The sequence below is a fragment of the Corallococcus sp. AB045 genome, assembly GCF_003668895.1.
In the GTDB taxonomy this organism is placed as follows: domain Bacteria; phylum Myxococcota; class Myxococcia; order Myxococcales; family Myxococcaceae; genus Corallococcus; species Corallococcus coralloides.
In genome coordinates, this window is the sequence record NZ_RAWN01000073.1 from 18,514 (window position 1) to 41,758 (window position 23,245).

At 70.4% G+C, this 23,245-nt stretch carries 17 protein-coding genes; 13 read left to right on the forward strand and 4 right to left on the reverse strand.

What is annotated here, in order from left to right; translation table 11 throughout:
- Window positions 1-145 precede the first annotated feature (145 nt).
- From D7Y21_RS19060 to D7Y21_RS19070, 3 genes are all read left to right on the forward strand, one after another.
- Window positions 146-670, forward strand: a complete 525-nt coding sequence (locus D7Y21_RS19060) for a DUF2007 domain-containing protein (RefSeq protein ID WP_158619273.1) — start codon at window positions 146-148, stop codon at window positions 668-670.
- A gap of 209 nt (window positions 671-879) precedes the next feature.
- A complete protein-coding gene (locus tag D7Y21_RS19065; protein WP_121714852.1) occupies window positions 880-3,078 on the forward strand; it encodes a DUF4082 domain-containing protein in 2,199 nt (732 codons plus the stop codon).
- A 42-nt stretch (window positions 3,079-3,120) separates the two neighbouring features.
- Window positions 3,121-4,569, forward strand: a complete 1,449-nt coding sequence (locus D7Y21_RS19070; RefSeq protein ID WP_121714854.1) for a hypothetical protein — start codon at window positions 3,121-3,123, stop codon at window positions 4,567-4,569.
- 9 nt (window positions 4,570-4,578) lie between these two features.
- On the opposite strand, the gene D7Y21_RS19075 is transcribed toward D7Y21_RS19070, so the two are convergent.
- Together D7Y21_RS19075 and fusA are read right to left on the reverse strand one after the other, a co-directional pair.
- Complete coding sequence (locus tag D7Y21_RS19075; protein ID WP_121714856.1) at window positions 4,579-5,835, reverse strand: RNA polymerase sigma factor; 1,257 nt, start codon at window positions 5,833-5,835, stop codon at window positions 4,579-4,581.
- 127 nt (window positions 5,836-5,962) lie between these two features.
- Window positions 5,963-8,068 (reverse strand): elongation factor G, encoded by a 2,106-nt coding sequence (gene fusA / locus D7Y21_RS19080; RefSeq protein WP_121714858.1) that lies wholly within the window; start codon window positions 8,066-8,068, stop codon window positions 5,963-5,965.
- Window positions 8,069-8,496: 428 nt separating this feature from the next.
- Between fusA and D7Y21_RS19085 the strand changes: the two genes are divergently transcribed.
- The 4 genes from D7Y21_RS19085 (at window position 8,497) to D7Y21_RS19100 (ending at window position 12,886) form a co-directional block, all read left to right on the forward strand.
- On the forward strand, window positions 8,497-9,858 hold the full coding sequence (locus tag D7Y21_RS19085) for a DoxX family membrane protein (protein WP_121714859.1): 1,362 nt from the start codon (window positions 8,497-8,499) through the stop codon (window positions 9,856-9,858).
- Between the two features lie 102 nt (window positions 9,859-9,960).
- Window positions 9,961-11,463, forward strand: a complete 1,503-nt coding sequence (locus D7Y21_RS19090) for a hypothetical protein (RefSeq protein ID WP_120563645.1) — start codon at window positions 9,961-9,963, stop codon at window positions 11,461-11,463.
- 101 nt (window positions 11,464-11,564) lie between these two features.
- Entirely contained in the window at window positions 11,565-12,593 is a 1,029-nt protein-coding gene (locus D7Y21_RS19095; protein WP_121714861.1) for a prephenate dehydrogenase/arogenate dehydrogenase family protein, read from the forward strand.
- Window positions 12,590-12,886: a hypothetical protein gene (locus D7Y21_RS19100; RefSeq protein WP_121714863.1), complete on the forward strand. Its 297-nt coding sequence runs from the start codon at window positions 12,590-12,592 to the stop codon at window positions 12,884-12,886. Before D7Y21_RS19095 ends, D7Y21_RS19100 begins: the two co-directional genes overlap by 4 nt.
- Before the next feature lie 3 nt (window positions 12,887-12,889).
- On the opposite strand, the gene D7Y21_RS19105 is transcribed toward D7Y21_RS19100, so the two are convergent.
- Window positions 12,890-14,227 carry a S9 family peptidase gene (locus tag D7Y21_RS19105; RefSeq protein ID WP_121714865.1) on the reverse strand — a complete coding sequence of 446 codons (1,338 nt, stop codon included), beginning with the start codon at window positions 14,225-14,227 and terminating at the stop codon, window positions 12,890-12,892.
- A gap of 61 nt (window positions 14,228-14,288) precedes the next feature.
- Window positions 14,289-15,065 carry a class I SAM-dependent methyltransferase gene (locus D7Y21_RS19110; protein WP_121714867.1) on the reverse strand — a complete coding sequence of 259 codons (777 nt, stop codon included), beginning with the start codon at window positions 15,063-15,065 and terminating at the stop codon, window positions 14,289-14,291.
- 173 nt (window positions 15,066-15,238) lie between these two features.
- On the opposite strand from D7Y21_RS19110, the gene D7Y21_RS19115 reads away from it, so the two are divergent.
- The 6 genes from D7Y21_RS19115 to D7Y21_RS19140 all read left to right on the forward strand — a co-directional run.
- Window positions 15,239-16,477, forward strand: coding sequence for a citrate/2-methylcitrate synthase (locus tag D7Y21_RS19115; protein ID WP_233612191.1), 1,239 nt, complete (start codon window positions 15,239-15,241; stop codon window positions 16,475-16,477).
- Window positions 16,478-16,555: 78 nt separating this feature from the next.
- Complete coding sequence (locus D7Y21_RS19120; RefSeq protein WP_120563768.1) at window positions 16,556-17,110, forward strand: hypothetical protein; 555 nt, start codon at window positions 16,556-16,558, stop codon at window positions 17,108-17,110.
- Window positions 17,111-17,286: 176 nt separating this feature from the next.
- Window positions 17,287-17,823 carry a hypothetical protein gene (locus D7Y21_RS19125; RefSeq protein ID WP_121714870.1) on the forward strand — a complete coding sequence of 179 codons (537 nt, stop codon included), beginning with the start codon at window positions 17,287-17,289 and terminating at the stop codon, window positions 17,821-17,823.
- A 97-nt stretch (window positions 17,824-17,920) separates the two neighbouring features.
- A complete protein-coding gene (locus tag D7Y21_RS19130) occupies window positions 17,921-18,457 on the forward strand; it encodes a hypothetical protein (RefSeq protein ID WP_120563652.1) in 537 nt (178 codons plus the stop codon).
- Between the two features lie 55 nt (window positions 18,458-18,512).
- Entirely contained in the window at window positions 18,513-21,236 is a 2,724-nt protein-coding gene (locus D7Y21_RS19135) for a PQQ-dependent sugar dehydrogenase (protein ID WP_121714872.1), read from the forward strand.
- 198 nt (window positions 21,237-21,434) lie between these two features.
- A partial coding sequence (locus D7Y21_RS19140; protein ID WP_121714875.1) for an ADOP family duplicated permease occupies window positions 21,435-23,245 on the forward strand: 1,811 nt, incomplete at its 3' end.

Below are 23,245 nucleotides of genomic sequence, written 5' to 3' on the forward strand. Positions count from 1 at the left end.
CGGCAGTGGAAGTTCCTTCGCGGAGCGTGAAGCGACGGTGCCTTCCAGAGGAGGAACGGCCCGTTTGCCCGGGGCTCCCGTCCTACGGGAGACTCGTGTGCATTCAACGCCCACAGGCCCCTGGAGGGCCCCACCGGAGCCCTTCTTGGGAATCCCCGATCACGACTTCCAGCTGCTCACGACCTGCGGCGACGAATCCGAGTCCGCGCTCGTGCGGGCCCTGCTCGAAGCGAACGGCATCCCATGCCTCGTCCAGGGCGAGCAGCACCGCTCCATGCTGGGCGTGGCCGGGGCCTTCATCGAGCTGCGGGTGCTGGTCCCGTCCAGCGAGCTCGAGCACGCGCGGGAGCTGCTCCGGAGCGTGCCGAATGAGGAGCCCGCCGGGAGCGGTCCTACCGCGACGCCAGACCCCGATTCCGAGGAAGCGCAATGCGCGGTGCACGGCCAGCGCGCCACACGGACCTGTGAGCGGTGCGGCACCTTTCTGTGCGCGAGCTGCGATGGCGCCACCACCGGCGTGTGCGAGGACTGCGCCGACCGCAAGGGTTCGGGCGCCCAGGTCCAGCGCGGCCGGAAGCGCAAGGTCGTCGCATGGATGATCCTCCTCTTCCTGTTCGGACCGCCCTTCCTCCTCATGCTGGCAAGCACCCTCAACGCCCTGCTGCGTTGAGCCCAGGAGGTGTCTGGCATTGGCCCTTCGCGGCCACTTCTCCGCCATGGTCACCCACTGCGCTGTTTCAATTCCTGGCGGAATTGTCTCGGGGACCCTGACCTTTTCCCGTCAGCCACGCGAGAAATGTCAACCATCCATGGAATACATGGATTTCATGTTGACAACATGAGAAGCCACCGTCGGTTTACTCATGCCAGGAGTCCGACGTGCTTCGACATGCATCACGATGGGTCACGACGTTCGTGTTGGGTTTCACCTGGATTCAGACGGGCTGTGCTCCGGCGGAACCGCCTGCACAGCAGACACCGGAGACAACGACCGCCGCGCAGCCTCTGCTGGCCGGTGAGCGGTCGCTCCTGGGCACCACCGCGCTTCCGGCCGTGACGGCCGCGGACGACAGCGGCGCGGTGGAGCTGGGCGTTCGCTTCCGCAGCGACGCTCCGGGACGGATCATGGGCGTGCGCTTCTACAAGGGCGCCGGCAACACGGGCACGCACACCGGCAGCCTTTGGACGGCGTCCGGTTCGCTGATGGCCACCGCCACCTTCCAGGACGAGACGGCGTCCGGCTGGCAGGAGGTGCGCTTCGCCTCGCCGGTCACCATCGCCGCCGACACGAACTACGTCGTCTCGTACCACGCGCCCGCGGGGCACTACGCCGTGACGAGCAACGGCTTCGCGTCCGCGCTGGATGCGCCGCCCCTGCACGCCGAGGCGTCCAACAACGGCCTCTACCGCTATGGCACCAGCGGATTCCCCACCAGCTCGTTCAACGCGAGCAACTACTGGGTGGACGTGGCCTTCCAGCCCAACGACACCACGGCGCCTCGCGCGCCCACCAACGTCACCGCCCTGCCCAGCTCGTCCACCGCCATCGACCTGACCTGGTACGCGTCCGTGGACGGCAATGGTGAGATGCAGGGCAATGCCCGCTGGCACCTGGTGTACCGGAACAACGAGCTCATCGCGGAGCTGCCCGGCACCACCGTGCGCTACCGCGACACCGGCCTGACGCCCTCCACCGGGTACAACTACGCCGTGCGCGGCCGTGACGCCGCCGGCAACCTCAGCGCGTCCTCCACGATCATCAACGCCACCACGCTCCCGAACATGGCCTGCAACCCCTGCAGCCTGTGGAACAGCGTGACGGGCGACCCGCAGTACGAGAACGCCGACGCCACCCCCACGGAGGTCGGCGTGAAGTTCCGCACCGACGTGGCGGGCACGGTGACGAAGGTCCGCTACTACAAGGGCAGCACCGACAACGGCCCGCACGTGGGCCACCTGTGGAGCGCCACCGGCACGCTGCTGGCCACCACGGAGACCACGCCCGCGGAGACGGGCTTCGGCTGGCGCGAGCTGTCCTTCCCCACGCCGGTGAGCCTCGCCGCGAACACGACCTACGTCGTGTCGTACTTCGCCACCGGCGGGCGCTATGCCATCACCCCGTACTACTTCAGCACCGCGGGCGTGGACATGCCCCCGCTGCACGCGCCCTCCACCCTGGAGGCCAGCGGCAACGGCGTTCGCAACCTCAACGGCAGCGCGTTCCCCACGGAGGCGTGGCTCAACACCAACTTCTGGGTGGACGTGACGTTCGTCCCCTCGGAGCCCAGCGGTCCCGCGACGGTGGACCTGGCCGTGACGCAGTCGTTCCCCGCCGGCACGGGCGCCAACGGTGACGTGCTCTTCTACGACATCACCGTGACGAACAATGGCCCGGCGACCGCCACCAACGTCGTGCTCGACGTCCCGATCCCCGCGGGCTTGAACTACTTCTTCTACTCGGCGAACGCGCCGCCGGTGAACGGCGGGCACTGCGGGTTCTTCAGTGACCTGCAGTGTGGCGCCCCCACCCTGGCGCCGGGCGCGAGCTTCACCGTCCACGTGGAGGCCATCCCCTTGAGCGCCGGGACGTTCACCAGCCAGGCCACCCTCTCGTCCTCGGAGACGGATTTCGTGCCGGGCAACAACACGCACGCGCTGGCCATCCCCGTGGGCGCGTCCACCAACCTCGTCACCTTCGACACCATCCCCGGCCAGGACGAGACCCTCAACGGCACGTATGGCCCCATCCAGTTCGGCCTCAACAGCTGGTACATCGCGTCGCCCTGGGGTGGGTTCACCACGAAGAGTGTGTCGTTCAACGGCGGCGGCCCCACCCAGGCCAACCTGGGCATCATCGGCCAGCGTCGCATCCTGGGCCTGGATGCCTTCACCTGGGACAGCGGCGCCACGCTCACCCTGAAGTGCATCGACCTGCCCACCCTCACCTTCCCCCTGACGGCGGGACAGGTGACGCACGTGGTGCCCACCTGGACGCAGCCCTGCACGGTCTTCACGGTGATCACGTCCAACGGCTGGGACACGAACTTCGACAACCTGGAGCTGTCGCCCCGGCCCTGAGCCTGAGCGCGTGACGCATGGGAGGGCGGGCATGCTTCACGGATGCCCGCCGCTCCCCTGCTCCTGAGTGCAGCGACGTCCCTGTTCGCCACCACGTGGCTCCTCGCGGCGGCGCCATTCTCCGTCGCGGTGGAGCCTTCCGGCTTCACCGTCCAGTCCGACGGCAAGGCGGTGATCATCACCCAGGTGGTGCCAGGGAGGCCGGCCGACCAGGCGAAGCTGACGCCCGGCACGCGCATCCTGCGCATCGAGTCACCGGAGCGGACGTTCGCGCGGGGCCCCATCGAGCAGCTCGGCCAGACGGACCCGCACGATGCGCTCATCTCCACCTGGGATGAACCGCTCCTGCTCTTCGTGGGGAACACGCGCGAGGACGGCCGCTACGTCGCCCTCAAGCGCGATGATCCGCGGCCCGCCGAGGAGTTCCCCGGCTTCCCCCTGCCCCCGGAGAAGCGGGCCCGGCTGTCGCTCCTCCAGCAGCAACTGCATGAAGCCCGGCGCCTGCGGGAGCTGCACCGGACGCCGCGTGAGAAGCCGGGCCTCGAGCTCCGCCACCAGAGCGAGGCCTCGGTGAAGGAGGGCCAGCCGAGGTCCGTGGACGGAGGCGGCTTCACCGGGCTGTGGATCCACCCGGAGCTCACCCTGGACGCGCGGTGCCCCGACCGGCTGGAGAAGGTGGTGCTGAGTGGTCCGAGCAAGGGATTGCCCCGGACGTTCCAGCCCGCAGCGGACTCCGCGTACACCGGTCAGGACTTCACCTTCGACCTGCCGCTGTGGTCCGTCCGGGACGTCACCCGGGCCTGCGCCGCTGGGAAGTCGTCCCTGGCGGTGACGCTGCGCGCGGAGCTGTCGTGCAAGGACGAGCCCGTCCTCCAGCAGGCCCTCCCGGTGAAGCTGCCCCTGAAGTGCGAGCAGAAGCTCCCGGACGAAGACGCGGATGGCCTCCGGTTGCTCGGCCTTCGCGGCGCGCCGGAGGAATACGTCACGGGCACGAAGGCCGCGCTGACGCTGGAGGCGTCGGGGCTCGACAGCGTCGTTCCCCCGGTGGCCTCGGTGACATTCGTGGAGGTGGATGCACGGGGCAAGGTGAAGAAGCGCTTCGCCACGGTGCCCGTGCCCGCGGGCGCGGCGGAGGTGACGACGGAGCTGACGCTGGACACGTCCACCGCGCGCACCGTGCGGCTGTCCGTGGAGGCGCGCTTCGCGGACGGCAGCACCCGGGGCTCGGACACGCGGGAGGTGACCATCGTCACCCCGGCGTTCGTGGAGGCGCGGCGCAAGGGCTACGAGGAAGGAAGCCGCCGGTGGCAGGCGTTGGACCAGCGCTTCACGCAGGAGATTCCCACCCCCTGCGCCGACATCGCCGCCACCGTGTCCTGGCTCAGGGCCCAGCCGGAAGTCGAGTCCGCCCACGACGCCGGCAAGCACAACTTCGACTACCGGGTGAAGGGCTCCGGCATCACCCAGCTCGTCAGCTGCCACAATCCCTAGCGCGCGGGACTACGACGGCTTCTCGCCCGAGCAGGCCGCGGCACGAGCGCGAAGCAGCACCTGTTCCTTCGCGTTGCGCGTGAGCGACGCCGCCCGTTCGAACTCCGCCCTGGCCTCCTTCAGCCGCCCCAGCTTCTGGAGCAGGTCGCCGCGCACGCTCGGCAGCAGGTGGTAGTGCTTGAGCGACGGCTCGGCCACGAGCTGATCCACCAGCTCCAGCCCCACCGCGGGACCGAACGCCATCGACAGGGCGACGGCGCGGTTCAACTCCACCACCGGCGACGGCGTGAGCCGCGCGAGCACCGCGTAGAGCGCCGCGATGCGCGGCCAGTCCGTCTCCTCCGGCGTGCGCGCCCGAGCGTGGCAGGCGGCGAGGGAGGCCTGCACCGTGTAGGGCCCCGCCGGCCCGGCCTTCTCCGAGCGCTCCAGCGCCGCGAGCCCGCGGCGGATGAGGAGCTGATCCCACTGCGCGCGGTTCTGCTCCAGCAGCAACACTGGCTCTCCCGAAGGCCCCACCCTCGCCCGGGACCGCGACGCTTGAATCTCCATCAGCGCCACCAGCCCGTGCACCTCCGGCTCGCCCGGCGCCAGCTCCGCGAGGATGCGCCCCATGCGCAGCGCGTCCTGACAGAGCTCCGGCCGCATCCAGCCATCGCCCGCGGTCGCGGCATAGCCTTCGTTGAAGATGAGGTAGACGACCTCCAGCACCGACGCGAGCCGCGCCGCCAGCTCCTCGCCGTGAGGGACCTCGAAGGGGACGCCCTTCTCCGCCAGCGTGCGCTTGGCCCGGACGATGCGCTGGGCCACCGTGGGCTCCGGCACCAGGAACGCGCGGGCGATTTCATCCGTCGTCAGGCCGCCCAACAGCCGTAGCGTGAGCGCCACCCGCGCCTCCGGGGACAGCACCGGGTGGCAGGACGTGAAGATGAGGCGCAACAGGTCGTCGCCGACGTCGTCGTCCAGGGCCGCGTCCAGGTCTGGCACCTCCGCCTCCTCCAGCCCGTGTCCCAGCTCCTCGTGCTTGCGCGCGAGCAGCTTGTGACGGCGCATCTCGTCGATGGCGCGGCGCTTCGCGGTGGCCATGAGCCACGCGCCCGGGTTCTCCGGCACGCCCGACACCGGCCATTTCTCCAACGCCACGACCAGCGCGTCCTGCGCCAGCTCCTCCGCCTGCCCCACGTCGCGCACCATGCGCGCAAGCCCGGCGATGAGCCGGGCGGACTCGATTCTCCACACCGCGTGCACCGCGGCCTGCGCCTTGGACATCGTCACGGCGCGAACTCAATCAAATGCACGTCGAATGAGCGCCCCGGAAATCGACACGGGGTTCGATTTCCCGCGAAGACAGCACGGCCCCGGGCCTCCCCTCGTCGGGAAGCCCGGGGCCGTCACCTCACGCCCGCGCCTCGGCCGCCAGGCCAGCGGCCGACTCCGGCACCGGCTCGTACGTCCCCAGGCGCATGCTCGCCTGGGCCCGCCCCTGCGTGCGGCCACGCAGCGCCGTCACGTAGCCGAACAGGCGCGCCATGGGCACGCGCGCGGACACGCACCGCGCCGCCCCCTTCGCCTCCATCCCCAGCACCCGTCCCCGCCGCGACGCCAGGTCGCCCAGCACGTCGCCCAGGAACTCCTCCGGCGTCACCACCTCCACCTCCATCACCGGCTCCAGCCCCTGCACCCCCACGCGCCGCGCGGCCTCCTGGAGCGCCAGCGAGCCCGCCACCATGAAGGCCTGCGGCGTGCTGTCCTTCACGTGCGTGTCCCCATCCACCAGCCGCACCTCCACGTCCACCAGCGGCACGCCCTCCCGCATGCCCTTCGCCATGGCGCCGGCCACGCCCTTTTCAATGGCGGGCACCAGCTCGCGGGGAATGGAGCCGCCCTTCGTGGCGTCCACGAAGACGAGCCCCGCCCCTCGCGGCGCCGGCCCCACGTCCAGCACCACCCGCGCGTACTGTCCGGGCCCGCCGGACTGGCGGACGTGCCGGTACTCCTGGCGCACCGCGCTCCGGAGCGTGTCGCGGTACGCCACCTTTGGCTGTCCCACGCGCGCCTCCACGCCGAACTCCGTCCTCAACCGGTCCACGACCACCTCCAGGTGCAGCTCACCCATGCCGGACAGCAGCACCTGGCCACTCTCCGGGTCCACGCCCAGGCGCAGCGACGGGTCCTCCGCCGCCAGCCGTTGCAGGCCCTCCTCCAGCTTCGGCAGCTCCGCGGGGGAGCGCGCCTCCACGGCGAGCTGCACCACGGGCTCCATCACGTTCAACGCCTCCAGCACCACCGGCGCCTCCGGGTCGCACAGCGTGTCGCCCGTGCGTACGCCCTTGAGCCCCAGCGCCGCGCACAGGTCGCCCGCGTGCACCTCCGCCACCTCCTCGCGGCGGTTGGCGTGCATGAACATCAGGCGCCCCACCCGCTCCTTCCGTCCGGTGACGGGGTTGAGCAGCACGGTGCCCGCACGCAGCGTGCCCGAGTACACCCGCAGGAACACGATGCCTCCCACGGCCTTGTCGCTCATCAGCTTGAACGCCAGCGCGGTGGGCGGACCCGAGTCCGACACGGGACGGCTGACGCGCTCGCCGGTGACGGGCGCAAAGCCCTCCACGGCGGCCATGTCCGCGGGTGACGGCAGGTAGCTGACCACCGCATCCAAGAGCATCTGCACTCCCTTCTTCTTGAAGGCCGACCCACACAGCACCGGCACCAGTGTCCGCGCGAGCGTGCCGGCGCGCAGCGCGCGCTCCAGCTCCTCCGCGGTGATGTCCTCCACGCGCCCGTCCACGAACTTCTCCATCACGCCCGCATCCAGGTCCGCGCAGACTTCGATGAGGCGCATGCGGTACGGCAACACCGCCTCCACCAGCTTCGGAGGAATGGGCGCGCCGTCGTCAAAGCCGCCGTCGTCGCCCTGGAAGCGCACGAGCCGCATGCGCACCAGGTCCACGAGCCCCTGGAAGTCCGCGCCGTCGCCCACGGGCCACTGCACGGCCACCGGGCGCACGCCCAGCCGGTCCACCATGGACTGCACGCTCAGGGCGAAGTCCGCGCCCACCTTGTCCATCTTGTTGATGAACGCGATGCGCGGCACGCCGTAGCGGTCCGCCTGACGCCACACCGTCTCCGACTGCGGCTCCACGCCCTGGCTGGCGTCGAACACCGCCACCGCGCCGTCCAGCACGCGCAGCGAGCGCTCCACCTCGATGGTGAAGTCCACGTGGCCCGGCGTGTCCAGGATGTTGATGCGGTGGGGCACGCCCGCCTCCCGCCCGTGCCGGGGCTGCCAGAAGGCAGTCGTCGCCGCGGAGGTGATGGTGATGCCGCGCTTCTTCTCCTGCTCCATCCAGTCCATCTCCGTGGAACCCGCGTGCACCTCGCCCGTGGAGTGGATGCGGCCGGTGAAGAAGAGGACGCGCTCGGTGAGCGTCGTCTTGCCCGCGTCGATGTGGGCCATGATGCCGATGTTGCGATACCGCTCGATGCGCGTGGTGCGAGACATGGAAGACTCCCGTTCCCGTCCGGGCAGCGAGGCCCGCGGGTGTGTATTGGATTGAGACGCCGGTTGGATGAGTGGAATGGACCGGTGGCTGTCTTCAGGTGCGCACGCGCACGCAGGGCCGGAGCGGCACGTCAGGCCGCCACGGGATGGCGCGAGGACACACGAAGGCACCCCCAGGGAGGGGACGGGCGGAGACAGAGCTCACGGTGCGCGGGCAACCAGCCACGCGCGCACCGGAGGACTCCGGTCCGCCTGCTCAAATATCGAGCAGGACCTCGTGACGGGGGGCGAGGCGCACGTCCGCCGCCGGCGCGAAGGCGCTCAGGGTCGGCAGGGCATGGATGGTGACGGGCCTCATGATGGAATTGAGATAAGACAGACAGCCCTCGCTGTCAACCCGGCCACCCTGGCTCCAGGCTCCATGCTCCATGACCCACGCGCCCTCCGAAGCCGCGTCCCCCGCCGAGACATCCTCCGCGTTGCATGCGACCAGCCCGGCCCCGGCCGCGCCCACCTCCGGGTGGAGCCTCGCGCGGCGGCTCGCGTTCCGGTTCGCCAGCGTCTACCTCCTCCTCCACGTCCTCCCCTTCCCCCTGGGGATGCTGCCGGGCACGCAACGCCTCAGCGGCGCGTACCGCGAAGCGTGGCAGGCCCTCGTCCCCTGGGTGGGCCAGCACGTCCTGCACCTGGACACCGCCATCACCGTGTTCCCCAACGGCAGCGGGGACACGACGTACAACCATGTCCAGTTGCTGTGCTTCCTCGCGCTCGCGGGCCTGGTGACCGCCGCCTGGTCCGCGAGGGCCCGGACGCCCACGCGGCATGAGACGGCGCACGCCCTGCTGCGCATCGCCCTGCGCTACTTCCTGGCCTACACGCTGGTGTCCTACGGCCTGTCGAAGGTCCTCTGGATGCAGTTCCCCTTCCCCAGCCCGGAGAAGCTGGTGCAGCCCCTTGGCGAGTCATCCCCCATGGGACTGATGTGGACCTTCATGGGCTACTCGCGGGGCTTCAACCTCTTCACGGGGGGCCTGGAGGTGGTGGGCGGGGTGCTGCTGCTCTTCCGGCGCACCACGACGCTCGGCGCGGTGCTGGTGGCCGCAGTGATGACCAACGTGGTGGCGCTCAACCTGGCGTACGACGTGCCGGTGAAGCTCTATTCCTCCCACCTCCTGCTGATGTCCGTGTTCCTGCTCCTGCCGGACCTGGAGCGCATCGCCAACGTGCTGGTGCTCAACCGGCCCACCCGGCCGGTGGTGTTCCGCACGCCCTTCGCGCGCCCGTGGACGGAGCGCGGCAGCCGGGCGGTGAAGGTCCTCTTCGCGGGGTGGGTCCTCTATTCGGACGCGAGCAAGGCGCTGGAGCGGCAGGCCAGCCACGGAGAGGACGCGCCGCGCCATCCGCTCCACGGCGTCTACGTGGTGGAGTCCTTCACCCGCGACGGACAGGCCGTGCCGCTGCTCGCGGGCGACGCCACGGCTTGGCGCTACGTGCTGATTGGCACCCGGGAGCGGTTGGCCCTGCGCTTCATGGACGACACGGGCAAGCGCTTCCGCATGGCGGACGCCCCGGAGCAGCGCCTCCAGCTCACCGCGAACAGCTACCCCGGGGAGAACGACCCGGAGGCGTTCACGCTGGCGTGGTCCCGCCCGGAGGCGGGGCACCTCGTCGTCGAAGGCGTCTTCCGGGGCGCCTCCGTCCAGGCCCGGCTCAAGAAGGTGGAGGCCTCCACTTTCCAGTTGGTGGACCGGGGCTTCCATTGGATCCAGGAGTACCCCTTCAACCGATAGGCCGCCGCCGGGAAATAAATCCCGAAAGAATATCCGCCGCGCGCGCCGTAGATGTGGCGGTTGGCGACAGAAGCCAACCCCTGGTTCCTCCGAGGGGGAAGTATGTCCACGTTCTACAAGAGCCTGCTGACGGCCTCCATGGGTCTCGTCGGCTTGAATGGGTGTGTCTACGGTTACATCTACGACTCCGCGTCGGGCAGCGCCGTGGAAGGCGTGACGGTCATCGTCGCCTCCGGCACCTGCAGCGGCACCGGCTGTGGCACCGGGCTCGCGACCCAGTCCACGGACTCGTCCGGCCTCTATGTCTTCGACGCCTACGGCAACCGCCACGGTGAGAACAACGTCCAGCTGATCACCGCGGCGTCCGGCGAGGAGGCGGTGCGGCTCGTCTACTCCCGCGCGGGCTTCCGGTCCGTCACCGTCTACCACCGGCCCAAGTACACGACGATGACGCAGGACGGGACCGAGTATGAGGTCTCCGCCGTGCAGCCCGTGTACCTGTGCGCGCTCAACGCCGTGGACTCCGACGGCGACGGCGTCTGTGACGCGGCCGAGGCCCGCTACGGCACCAACCCCAACAGCTCCGACACGGACGGCGACCGCATCAGCGACTTCGCGGAGCTGTTCGGCTACGGCGGCGTGGACCTGCGCTACTGGGGCGCGAATCCGCTCAAGAAGGACGTCTTCGTGGAGGTGGACTACTACGCGGACCGCAAGCCCACGCAGGGCGCGCTGGACAGCGTGACGACGGCCTTCGCCAACGCTCCGGTGTCCAACCCCAACGGCACCACGGGCATCGCGCTGCACCTGGTGCTGGACTCGCAGATCGCCGCCGCGGACGCCATCTCCAACCTGGACACCGGTTGGGTGGGCGTGGACACCATCAAGAGCAAGTACTTCAAGTCGCGCCGGGCGCCCTTCTTCCACTACGCCCTGTTCGCGAACACCTACGGCACGACGACCTCCAGCGGCCTGTCGCGCGGCATCCCCGCCCATGACCTCATCGTGACGCTGGGCGGCTGGTCCACGCCGGGCGGCACGGAGCTGCAGCAGGCCGGCACCCTCATGCACGAGCTGGGGCACAACATCGGCCTGCAGCACGGCGGCAACGACGGCGCCAACTACAAGCCCAACTACCTGAGCGTGATGAACTACGAGTACCAGACGTTCGGCCTGCGCATCGACGGCGTGGACAACGTGCTGGACTACTCGCGCGTCCGCGTCGCCTCCGTGAGTGAGACGTCCGTCAACGAGGTGTCCGCCTTCGCGCCCATCGCCCCCACCACGGAGGCGGACCTGGCCCGCATCGGCGTGCGAATCAACGGCGTGCAGCGCACGGGCACCGCGAGCGCGAACCTGGACATCAACGGCAGCGGCGCCATCCAGGCCGCGTCCTTCGCCTACAACTTCAACCGCGACTCCGACAGCGTGGACCTCTTCCCGGCGTCGCAGAATGACTGGCTGGCCCTGGTGTACGACGGCGCCGGGCAGATTGGCGACGGCTGGCTGGGCACCACCCAGGGCCTGAGCCGCCAGCAGCCCTTCTTCGTCGTCCCGGAGAAGACGGACTCCTGCCTCACGGAGCAGATGGTCCTCAAGCGGTAGTCCCCGGCCGTCCATCCTGGCAAGTCGTCCCCCGCCGGGCCCCTCTTCACGAGGGACCCGGCGGTCGTTTCTTGGCCGCGTGCCCGCGTAGACTCCGGCGCATGCCGCATGTCGCACTCGTGGGATACGGACGTTTTGGACGCGCACTGGGAACACTGCTGGAGGCGGTAGGCGTGGAGCACCGCGCCCTGGACCCGGTGGCGGACATCCCGGAGCCGCTCCGCGCGCACTCGGTGAGTGAGCTGCTGGAAGGGGCGGAGCTGGTGGTGGTGGCGGTGCCGGTGCCCCAGATGCGGGACGTGCTGCGTTCGCTGCGGCCCCACCTGAAGCCGGAGCACCTGGTGCTGGACGTGGGCAGCGTGAAGGTGAAGCCCGTGGAGGCGCTGACGGAGGTGCTGGGCGCGCGGGTGCCCTGGGTGGGCACCCATCCCCTCTTCGGCCCCTTGAGCCTGGCCATGGCCGAGCGCCCCATGCGCGTCGTGCTCTGCCCCAACCCGCTGCATCCGGAAGCGGCCCCACGCGCCCGGCGCTTCTACGAGGGGCTGGGCTGCGAGGTGATTGAGCAGACGCCCGAGGGACATGACGAGGTGATGGCGCGCACGCATGCGCTCACCTTCTTCGTGGCCAAGGGGATGGTGGACTCCGGCGCGGCGGCGGACGTGCCCTTCGCGCCGGCCAGCTTCAAGGCGCTGTCGCGCACCATCGAGACGGTGCGCGCGGACGCGGGCCACCTCTTCAACGCCATCCAGCAGGAGAATCCCTTCGCCACGCAGGCGCGAGGGCAACTGCTCGCCGCGCTCCAGGACATCCACCGCGACCTGGAGGCAGCGCCCGCGGTGGCGCAGGCGCCGGAGGCTTCGGGCGTCGCCGTGCCCGGGCTGGAGCCAGAAGCACCTGCGCCCCGCGAGCCGCGCGAGCACATCGATGCGCTCGACCGCGAACTGGTGGAGCTGCTCGCCCGCCGCGAGGAGCTGGCCCGCCGTCAGCGGCGCGCCCAGAAGACCGGGAACGAGCCCGCTCGCACGGAGGCGCTGCTCGCCGTGCGCCGGGCGTGGGCCCGTGAGCTGGGCGTGGACGCGCAGGAGGTGGAGGCCGTCTTCCGCGCCGTGCTGGGTAGCAACCTGCGATGACGCGGCGACAGGCCCGGAAGACCCAGGCCTGGCAGCGTGAGGCCGCGGCGGTGAAGCACATCCTCGAACAGGAAGCGCGGCTCGGAGGCACCTATGCGCTGGTGGCCGGCGAGCTTCAGCACTGGACGCGCATGCCCCGCGACGGCGCGCTCGTGCGGGACTTCATGCTGATGGGTGATGGACTCGCCATCCGCCTCTCCCATTACCTGAAGCGCCATGGCCGGGCGTTCTCCACGCTGGAAGAGGCGGAGTTCGTGTTGTTCGGTGGGGAGTCCAGCGGCGTGCTGGACTGAGCCTCAGAGGTACTCGTCCAGCCAGTCGAACATGCGGTGGTTGGCCACGGCCTGCGCGCCCTCCTGGCAGTGCAAGAGCCCCGTGTCCTGGGTGGTGAAGAGCATGTAGTCCTTCGGGCACTCCAGCGCGTCGAAGAGCAGCCGGGCCTGCCCCTGGGAGAACGCCTCGGCGGTGCCGTCCATCACCAGCGTGCGGCAGCGGATGCGGTGGACGATGGGCTCGTTGTTGAACCGGCGCAGCTCGAAGAGCAGGGCCGACGGCGTGCTCACGCCGTGCTTGGACATCGCGTCCTTCATGTACCAGCGGTAGAGGAATACCTGCTCCATCAGCTGGGCCATGGCCGCGTCGAAGGCCTGGGGGTTGCTGTCCAGCAGCGGCATCAGCTCCGGGAAGTACATGTTGAACTGCTCGAAGGAGGACTCGCCCCAGTTGAGGACGCCCGGGTTGGGGATGAGGATCTTGATGCGCCGCTCGAACGCGGCGGCGCGCGGCACCAGCGCTCCGCCCATGCTCCAGCCCAGGAGCGCGATGCGCCGTGAGTCCACGCCCGCGATGCACAGGGCGAAGTCCACCACCGGGCGGATGACCTGCTCCCAGTCGTGACGGAAGGGCAACCCCTGCTCGCGGATGGCCATGCCCTGGCCGGGCGCGTGCACGATGAGGCAGTGGTAGCCCCTCGCGAGCGCCGCGTCGATGACGTACTTGGACTCCTCCGGCCACGCGTCGCGGCCCTGCTGGAAGATGAGCAGCGGCGCGATGCTCCGGGCGCTCGGGGCGCGGAAGAAGTAGCCGGGCAGCGTGGTGCCCTCGTACGGGATGCGCACGGGCGTGCCCGGTATCTTCAGCAGGGGGAGCGCCTTGTTGTAGTCCTCCACCGCCTTGCGCCCGGTGGCGACCACGCTCGGGTGGCTGGGCTCGGGGTGGTGGATGAGCGCGGCGCGGTAGTAGTTGGCGGCGCGCAGGTAGGCATTGCCCGCGCTGATGGGATGACGGCGGGACAGGCTCACGTCGCCCATGGCGCGGATGCGGTCGGCGGTGCGGACCCACTCATTGGGCCAGCTCCAGTCATCCCCCGCGACGATGCGGGTCGCGGTGTCCAGCACCTCGCTGATGTCCGCCTGCGCGCTGTAGGTCCCAGCCAGGAAGTGCAGGAGCTGGCTCTCCATGATGGGGTCCGCCATCAGCCCCAGCTCCCACCAGGGCCGGGGCTCCTCGGTGGACGAGGCGGTCGTGGACGGCTGTCCGGCCGCCGCGGCGGGAGCGCCCCGGAGGAGCGCGAGCCCTCCGGTCAGCCCCAGGCTGGCTTGGATGAGGGAGCGACGGTCCAGTGTGATGCCCATGGTCTCTGGCCTCCAGCGAAGTGCTGGCGGTTTGAACACCGCGGGCCTCCACTTCTGTCACTCAACGCGTGGCCACCAGCGCGAACACGCGGTGCGGCACGGCGAACGGCGCCTGGGGGAAACGCTCCGCGAGGAGCTCCGCGTGCGCGACATCGAAACGGGCGGCCTCCTCCGCGGAGAGCACCGGGCCCACCTTGGCGCTGGCGCGCACCCGCCCCATCCAGGCCTCGTAGGAGTAGTGGACGACGGTGTCGAAGGAGAAGGACTCCAGGCCGGTGAAGCCCGCGGTGGCGACGTCCTGGAACCAGCGCGGGTAGATGCCGGCGTCGTGTCCGAATTCGACGTAGGGCGCGACCTGCGAGGGATTGAATGTATCGATGAGCGTGTGGACGACCTGCACGACATTGCCCGGCAAAGGCAGCCAGTCGAAGTGCGCGATGACCAGCCGTCCTCCCGGCGCCAGCACCCGGAAGGCCTCGCGGGCCGCGGCGGCGCGGTCGAACCAATGCCAGCACGTGCCGGCGGTGACGAGCCCGAAGGACTCCGAAGGCAGGCCGGTCCGCTCCGCCGGAGCCACGCGGAAGTCGATGGACAGCCCCTCGTCGCTCGCGAGCCGGCGGGCCGAATCCAACATGGACGCAGAGAGGTCCAACGCCGTGACGTCGCCCCCGCGATTCGCCAGTCCCCGCGCGAGCGTGCCCGTGCCCGCGCCCAGGTCGAGCACGCGCTGGCCCGGATGAAAGACGCCCTCACGGATGAGTCGTTCGAAGAAGGCCTCCGGGAAGCCGGCGCGGTGCCGGGCGTAGTCCTCCGACGTGCGGCCAAAGTCCACCTGCATGGCATGTCCTCCAGGGTTCGGGGCTCCACGCGTCCATGAGGAAAGACACGTCGACAGCGGCTGCGCGCCGCGCCGACACTCTGATTCCAGGAGGTGGGTGGAGCATGGATAGACGCCGCGGTGGACGCTCTCAATCTCGATTCGACCATCGACCTGAGCGGGAGGAAGCCCTGGTGTCGGCGAGCGAGGCCGCGGCGCTGCTCGGCGTGAAGCTCGCGACGCTCTACACCTACGTGAGCCGGGGACTGGTGCGGTGCGTGCCGGTGCAGGGAACGAAGGAGAACCGCTACGCACGCGCGGACCTGGAGCGGCTGAAGGTCCGCCACGACGCGAGGGCGGGACACGCGGCGGTGGCGGCGGGAGCGCTGCGCTGGGGCGAGCCCGTCATCGACTCCGCCGTGTCGCGCGTGGAGGCCAAGGGCCTGGCGTACCGGGGAAGCCACTCCGCGGTGGAGCTGGCCACGAAGGGGCGCGCCTTCGAGGACGTGGCGGAGCTGCTCTGGTCCGGCGTGCTGCCGAAACACCGGGACACGACGTGGCCCGCGCCGCGAGCGCCCTTCCCGCCCTCCGCGCTGGCGGCGCTCCTGCCCCAGGGCACGCCTCCCGCGAAGGTGCTGGCGACGCTGGTGTCCCTGCTGGGCGCACGGGACACGGGGCGCTTCGCGGCACCACCGGACCAGGAGCTCGCGCGGGCCCGGGGACTGCTGCGTCACCTGGCGGCGTGGGTGTGCGCGGCCCGGGCGCCGGAGCGCGTAGGCCCCGCCCTGAGGGAACGGACGGTGGCGGACTCGCTGGCGCACGCGTGGGACGCCCGCTCATCACACGCCCCGGCGTCGTTGAACCAGGCGCTGGTGCTCTGCGCGGACCATGAGCTGAACGTGTCGACGTTCGCCGCCCGGGTGACGGCATCCTCCGGCGCGGACCTGTACGCGTGCGTGGGCGCGGCGATGGCGGCGCTCTCCGGAGCGAAGCACGGGGGCGCGTGCGACCGCGTGGAGGCGCTGCTCACGGAGGTGGGCCGTCCGGAGCGGGCGAAGGAGGTGGTGGACACGTACGTCCACCGGGGCGAATCGGTGCCGGGCTTCGGCCACCGGCTGTATCCCCAGGGAGACCCGCGCACGCCCCCGCTCATCCAGGCCGCGCGGGCGCTGCGCCCGGATGCGCGAGCGGTGCGCGTGGGCTCCGCGCTGGTGGACGTGATGCGCGACGCGGGACATCCCGCGCCTTCGATGGAGGTGGGGCTGGTGATGCTGGCGGAGGCGCTGGGGCTGCCGAAGGGCGCCGCGGCGACGGTGTTCGCGGTGGGGCGCTCGGCGGGCTGGGTGGCCCACGTGCTGGAGCAGCGGGAGCAGGGACACCTGCTGCGCCCCAGGGCTCGCTACGTCGGCCCCTCTTCACAAGAGACGGATTGAATTCATCCGTCGGGATTCAGGGTGGGGGTGACGATGTTTGTGGACCCGATGCGATTCTTCACCCTTCGGAGCCACTGCATGAAGAAGACCGCCCTGCTGACCTGCCTGCTCGGATTGCTGGGAGCTCTCCCGGCCAGCGCCGCTGAACTCAAGGACGTGTTCGGCAAGGAGGTCCCCATCGGGCAGGGCCGTCCCACCCTGGTGCTGTATGCCAACAAGGGCACCAAGGAGGAGCTGCGCCAGCGCGCTTCCCAGTTCATCTACGACGTGCGTGAGAAGAAGCCCATCGTCGTCATCCACGTGGACCTGCGCGACGTCCCGGGCCTCTTCAAGGGTATGGCGCGCGGGGAGATCCGCAAGAGCCACAACGAGTCGCTCGCCGCCATGAAGGACCTGTACCGCCAGAAGGGCGAGGCACCGCCCGCCGAGCTGGACTCGTCGCTCTACATGGTCGCGGACTCCAAGGGTGAGCCCCACAAGTCCATGGGCCTGGAGAAGGGGTTCGACCACGTGTTCGCCCAGGTGCTCGGCACCTCCGGGCAGGAGATCGCACGCGGCGCCTTCTCGGAAGGTTCCCGGAAGCTCAGCCAGGCGATGAGCGCCGCGCCCGCCGTGGCGTCCCGCAAGCCCTGAGTTCACGGGGTGTCCTGCCCACGCTCCTGCACCGCGCGTGGGTGGACGGCAGGGGATGAACGGATTTACCTTGCTGGCAAGCTAGTCACTGCTCACCTGGAAACCATGTTGATGCATGGGATTCAAACGGTGGGCGGTGACAGCGCGTCAGGTTCATTTCCCCCGAGACACCCCACATGTTCAAGCTCAAGACGTGCAGCCTCGCCGTGGTGGCCCTTGCGTTCAGCGCCTGTGGCCCCGCGCCGGAAACAACGGAGCCGGACTCCACCGGCGGCGACATCGCGCAGGTCCAGTCCCAGGTGACGAAGGCCATCCCCGGCACGACCTGCGTGGTCGAAGCGACGAAGCCCTACACGTATGACATTGGGGGTCCCATCAGCGCCCAGGCGTCTGCCTGGGATTGCGACCAGGACTACCCCATCATCTACATCTGCTCCACCGTGGAGCAGAAGTCGGTGAGCAGCACGGGCACGGTCACCTGGACGGCCGTGCCGGGCAGCCGCAGCTGCTGGCCGGAGACGAACACGGACTTCGGTGGCCAGACGGCGAACCCCACGCCCTACGCGGCGGGCGTCTACCGTCAGCGTTCGCAGGCGGCCATCAAGCTCAACGCCACCACGTGGACCCCGGCGCAGCCGTCCACCTGCGCCACGCTCTCCAGCGACATCCCCTGCAAGTTCACCGAGGTGGTGTCCGGCAACGTCACGCTGTGACGCACGATGTCGTGATGTGAAACACCACGGACCCCAGGTGCGGACCAGGGCAGGCGTTGGCTAGTCTGACGCCCGCCCGTTCCACCTGGAGTCCTTCATGCACATCGAGTCCTCGCGCAGCGCCCGTTCCCCGAAGGCCGTGACGTTCCTCCGCATCCCCGTGCTGCTCGCCGTGGGCATGATGACGATGGGCAGCGGCATGGGGAACCCGGGCTGTAGCAGCGGCGTTCCTGAATGTGAGGAGGGATGCGCCATCGCGGGCACCTACACGCTCCAGTTCGCGGACTCATCGCCTCCGGGCGAGGGATGCGAGGCATTGGGGTTCGGCCTGCCACAGGGACCGCTCGTGCTGACCCTGTCCGACAGCTACGTCACGGCGAAGTTCGGCGACGAGACGCTGTCGGCCTACTACGAGGGTGAGCCCGCACGGCGGCTCTACTTCTCCACCGCGCAGTACCTCACCGAAAAGAGCGTCAGGCGCACCGTCCGGATCGATTCGACGGTGGCCGCGCCCTCGCCCCGGTCGGCCACCGACAGGTCCGTCATTGAGGGGACGTATGATCTGGAGCTCCTCTCCTCCGAGGACAACAGCGTGAAGTGCCACATCAAGCGGAGCTTCACCGCGACGCGGTAGGGGGTCCTCCGGGTAGGGCACCGGGCCCTACTCCAGGTACGGTAGGTTCGGGGCCATGCGTACCCCCCTCATGGCCTCACTGTTGTTCCTGATGATGTCCGCGCCAGCCCGGGCCGCCGTACCGGCTGGTTTCGTGGAAACGAGCTATTCGTCCACCAGCCTGACCCCCGCCACCGGCATGGCGTGGGCGCCGGATGGTTCAGGGCGCCTGTTCGTCACGCTGAAGAACGGCGTCGTGCGGACGGTGGCCATGAAGGACGGTGTGCTGGAGACGCAGCCCGGCACCTCCACGCTGGTGACGCGCACGTTCGCCACGGAGCCCGCGGTCCACACCAACAGCGAGTGTGGCCTCATCGGCATCGCGTTCGACCCGAACTACGTGGTCAACCGGTACGTCTACTTCTTCGTCACCGTCTCCGCCTCCGAGCAGCGCATCGTCCGCTACACGGACTCCAACGGCACGGGCATCGCGCGCACGGAGGTCGTCACGCGGCTGCCCACGGCGGGCAACAACCACGACGGCGGCGGGCTTGGCTTCGGGCCGGACGGGAAGCTGTACTGGGCCATTGGCGACCTGGGCAACGGCTCCGGCGTGGACGCGGACCTGACGTCGCTGGCGGCCAAGGTGGGCCGCGCCAACCTGGACGGCACGCCCGCCAATGACAACCCGTTCAACGACGGCGTGGGCCCCAACAACGAATACATCTGGGCGCGCGGCCTGCGAAACCCGTTCACCTTCACGTTCCAGCCCACCACCGGACTCCTGTGGGTCAACGACGTGGGAGACGGCTACGAGCAGGTCCTCGTCGTGACCCGGCGCAGCCACGCCGGCTACAACGACTACGAGAACAACCAGCCCGTCGGGAACGACTCCATCACCCCCGTCATCAAGTACCGCACCAACTCGGTTGACTCACGCAACCTCACCGCCACGGGCGCGGTGCGCAGCGGGGGCATCACCACGTTCACCACCGCCACGCCGCACGGCTTCCGCAAGGGGGAGAAGCTCACGCTCGAAGGCGTGGGGGTCGCGAGCTTCAACGGCGAGTTCTACGTCGCCAGCGCCAACAACGCGCCCACCACCACCACCTTCACCGTGGCCCAGCCGGGCCTGCCGGACGCGACCAGCGGCGGGGGCAACGCGACGACGCAGGCGCTGGGCGGCTCCATCACCGGCGGCGTCTTCTACGACGCCACCCTCTTCCCGGCGGAGTACCGCGGCAACTACTTCTTCGGCGACTTCAACAGCGCCCAGGTGACGCGCGCCACGCTGGCGGCGGACAACTCGGTGGCGACGGTGGACGAGTGGGGGACGGGCTTCTCCGCCAACGTGGACATGAGCGTGGGGCCGGATGGCGCGCTCTACGCGCTGGGGTACACCAACGGCGTGGTGCGCCGGGTGACGCCCACGGCCACCGGTCAGAAGCTGGTCGTGTCCGGGCTCAACCTGCGCCTGATGGAGGGCGGACGCGCGGCCTTCACCGTGCGGCTGGCCCAGGCGCCCACCGCGCCCGTGACGGTGAGCGTGGCGCGAGCCATGGGCGGCTCCGAGGACCTGCGCCTGACAGGCGGTGGCACCCTCACCTTCTCCACCGCGAACTGGAGCGCGCCGCAGGTCGTGGTGCTCGAGGCGGTGGAGGACGCGGACGCGGATGCGGACGTCGCCACCTTCACCGTGGCCTCGGAGGGACTGACGACCGAGTCGGTGGTGGCCACCACCATCGACACCAACTCGGCCCGGCTGGTGCTGTCCACCACCCGGCTCACCGTGCCCGAGGGCGGCACCGCCACCTTCGACGTGTCCCTGTCCCTGAGGCCCTCGTCGAACGTCACCGTCACCGTGGCGGCCACGCAGGGGGATCCGGACCTCACCGTGACCTCCGCGTCCACGCTCACGTTCACGACGTCCAACTGGAACACGCCTCAGACCGTCACGCTCCGGGCGGCGCAGGACGCGGACAACGTGGACGGCACGGCCACCATCACGCTCGCCATGCCCGGCCTGGACGCGCGCACGCTGGAAGCCGTGGAGGTGGATGACGAACCGCTCCAGCCCACCATCTCCTCCACGCCCGTCACCACCGCCGTGGCGGGGAGCGCCTACCGCTACGACGTGGAGGCGGTGGGCCGGCCGCAGCCCACGTATTCGCTGGAGGGCACGGTGCCGCAGGGCATGAGCATTGACGCGGCCACCGGCCTCATCACCTGGACGCCGTCGGCGGCGGGCACCGTGGACGTGCGCGTGCGGGCGGCCAACGGTGTGTCGCCGGACGCGGAACAGGCCTTCACCCTCACCACGAAGGCGGATGAGCCGCCTCGCGCCATCCTCATCCGCCCCACCCAGGGCGAGCGAGTGTCCGGCGCCACGGCGGAGTTCTTCGGCGAGTGCGAGGACGACGTGGGCTGCACCGGCGCCGGGTTCTACGTGGACGGCACGCAGGTCTACACGGACGTCAATTCGGACAACCGCTTCTACTTCGGTGGCGCGCCTGCCCTCTGGGACACCACGGGCCTTTCTCCGGGCCCGCACACCGTGCGCTTCGTGGTGGTGGACACGCAGGGCGCGACCGCCGAGGCCACGGTGACGGTCTGTGTCGGGGACGGAAGCTGCGAGGCGGGTGAGCCGGATGCCGGCACGGGGACCCCGGACGCGGGCACGAACAATCCCCTGCCCCAGGACGACTCCGGCTGCGGCTGCGGCGCGGCCCCGGTGGCGCCGCTCGCGTGGCTGGCGCTCGTCGCGCTGGCCACCCGTCGCAAGCGATCGCGCGCGAGCTGATGCCCTGCTGAAACAGCAACGGGAGGGCGCCCGTGCGGATGCCCTCCCGTTCTTTTTTCGCGTCAGCGCCGCATGAAGGCACGTGCGCGTGTCCGGAAGCGGGACGCGGATTCCCAGCGCCGGTCAGTTCCTCCGCCCTGTCGCCTGGGCGTGGCTGTCCGGGCTCCCTGGCATGCGCCATGCTCAACGGCGTCCGCCATGGCTCTCCTCCTCCAAGACCTCCTGCTCGCGCTGCGGCGACTGCGTCGCAGCCCCACCTTCACCCTTGTGGCGGTGGCCACGCTGGCGCTGGGCATTGGCGCCAACGTCGCCATCTTCAGCGTGGTGCACGCGGTGCTGCTGCGGCCGTTGCCCCTGCGTGACGATGCGCGGCTCGTGCGGCTGTTCAGCGTGGGCCGGCAGGGGCCGGGGCCCACGTCGCCGCCGGACCTGTTGGATTTGCGCGAACAGACGCGGGCCTTCGAGGGGCTCGCCGGTGTAGCGCCCGCGATGGTGACGCTCGGGGCGGACCGGACGGAGGCCTCGCCGATGAAGGTGCAGACCGCGATGGTGACGGCCGGGTTCTTCCAGGTGTTGGGGCCCCGCGTGCAGTTGGGCCGCGCGCTCCAGGCCGGGGATGACGCGCCGGGGGCGCCCCAGGTCGCGGTGCTGTCGCATGCGCTCTGGCAGCGCCGCTTCGGCGGCAGCCCCGACGTGCTGGGGCACACGGTGAGCCTGGGCGGCCCGCTGCCCTGGACGGTGGTGGGCGTGATGGCGCCGGACTTCGACTTCCCGTCGCGCGCGGAGCTGTGGACGCCGCTCACCCAGGACGAGTCCATGACGAAGCCGGAGGCGCGCGGCGCGCACTGGCTGGAGGTGTATGGGCGGCTGGGGCCCGGCGTGAGCCTGGAGCAGGCGAGGGCCGACGCGGCGGCGGTCGCGCGGAGCCTGGCGGCGCGGTATCCGGCGACGAACGCGGACATGGGCGCGAGCGTGGAGCCCTTGCGCGACGTGCTGCTGGGCCAGGTGCGTCCCTCGTTGTTGTTGCTGCTGGGCGCGGTGGGGCTGGTGCTGCTCATCGCGTGCGCCAACCTCATGCACCTGCTGCTGGCGCGGGCCGCGTCGCGCGAGGCGGAGACGTCCGTGCGGCTCGCGTTGGGCGCCAGCCGGGGGCGCATCGCGCGGGAGCTGCTGATGGAGAGCGCGCTCCTGTCGGTGCTGGGTGGAGGGGCCGGGCTGCTCGCGGCGATGTGGGCGCTGGATGCGCTGGCGGCGTTCGGGCCCAGGGACATCCCGCGCATCGACGAGGTGTCGCTCGATGGCACCGTGCTGGCGTTCACCGCGGGCCTGTCGGTGTTCACCACGCTGCTCTTCGGGTTGGTGCCGGCGTGGCAGACGTCGCGGGTGGAGCTGGCGCGCGTGCTGCGGACCGCGGGCGAGGGCGCGGGCGGCGCCGCGCACCACCACCGCACCCGCGCGGCGCTCATCGTGGCGGAGACGGCGCTGGCGGTGCTGCTGCTGGTGAGCGCGGGGCTGCTGCTGCGCAGCTTCGTGCACCTGCGGAGGGTCGACCCGGGCTTCCAGCCGGAGGGCGTGTTGACGGTGAAGCTGAGCCTGCCACCCATCCACTACGCGATGGGCAGCGCGGCGCCCGCGGCCTTCTACGACGGGCTGCTCGAGCGGCTGCGGGGCCTGCCCGGAGTGACCGTGGCGGGCGCGGTGAATGCAGTTCCCATGGAAGGGAAGCGGTGGACGCTCGCGGTGCGAGACCCGCAGCGGCCGGTGGCGCCGGGCACGGAGCCCTGGCAGGCCAGCATGCGCATCGTCACGCCGGGCGCGTTGGAGGCGCTGCGGGTGCCCGTGCTGCGCGGCCGGGGGCTGCTGCCAGAGGACCGGGGCGCGGGTGGGCGCGCGGTGTTGATCAACGCGGAGGCGGCGCGCCGCTTCTGGCCGGGAGAGGACCCGCTGGGCCGCACGCTGGACATGGACATGGACCTGGGCAACGGCGCGTTCGGAGGCCGGGTGGTGGG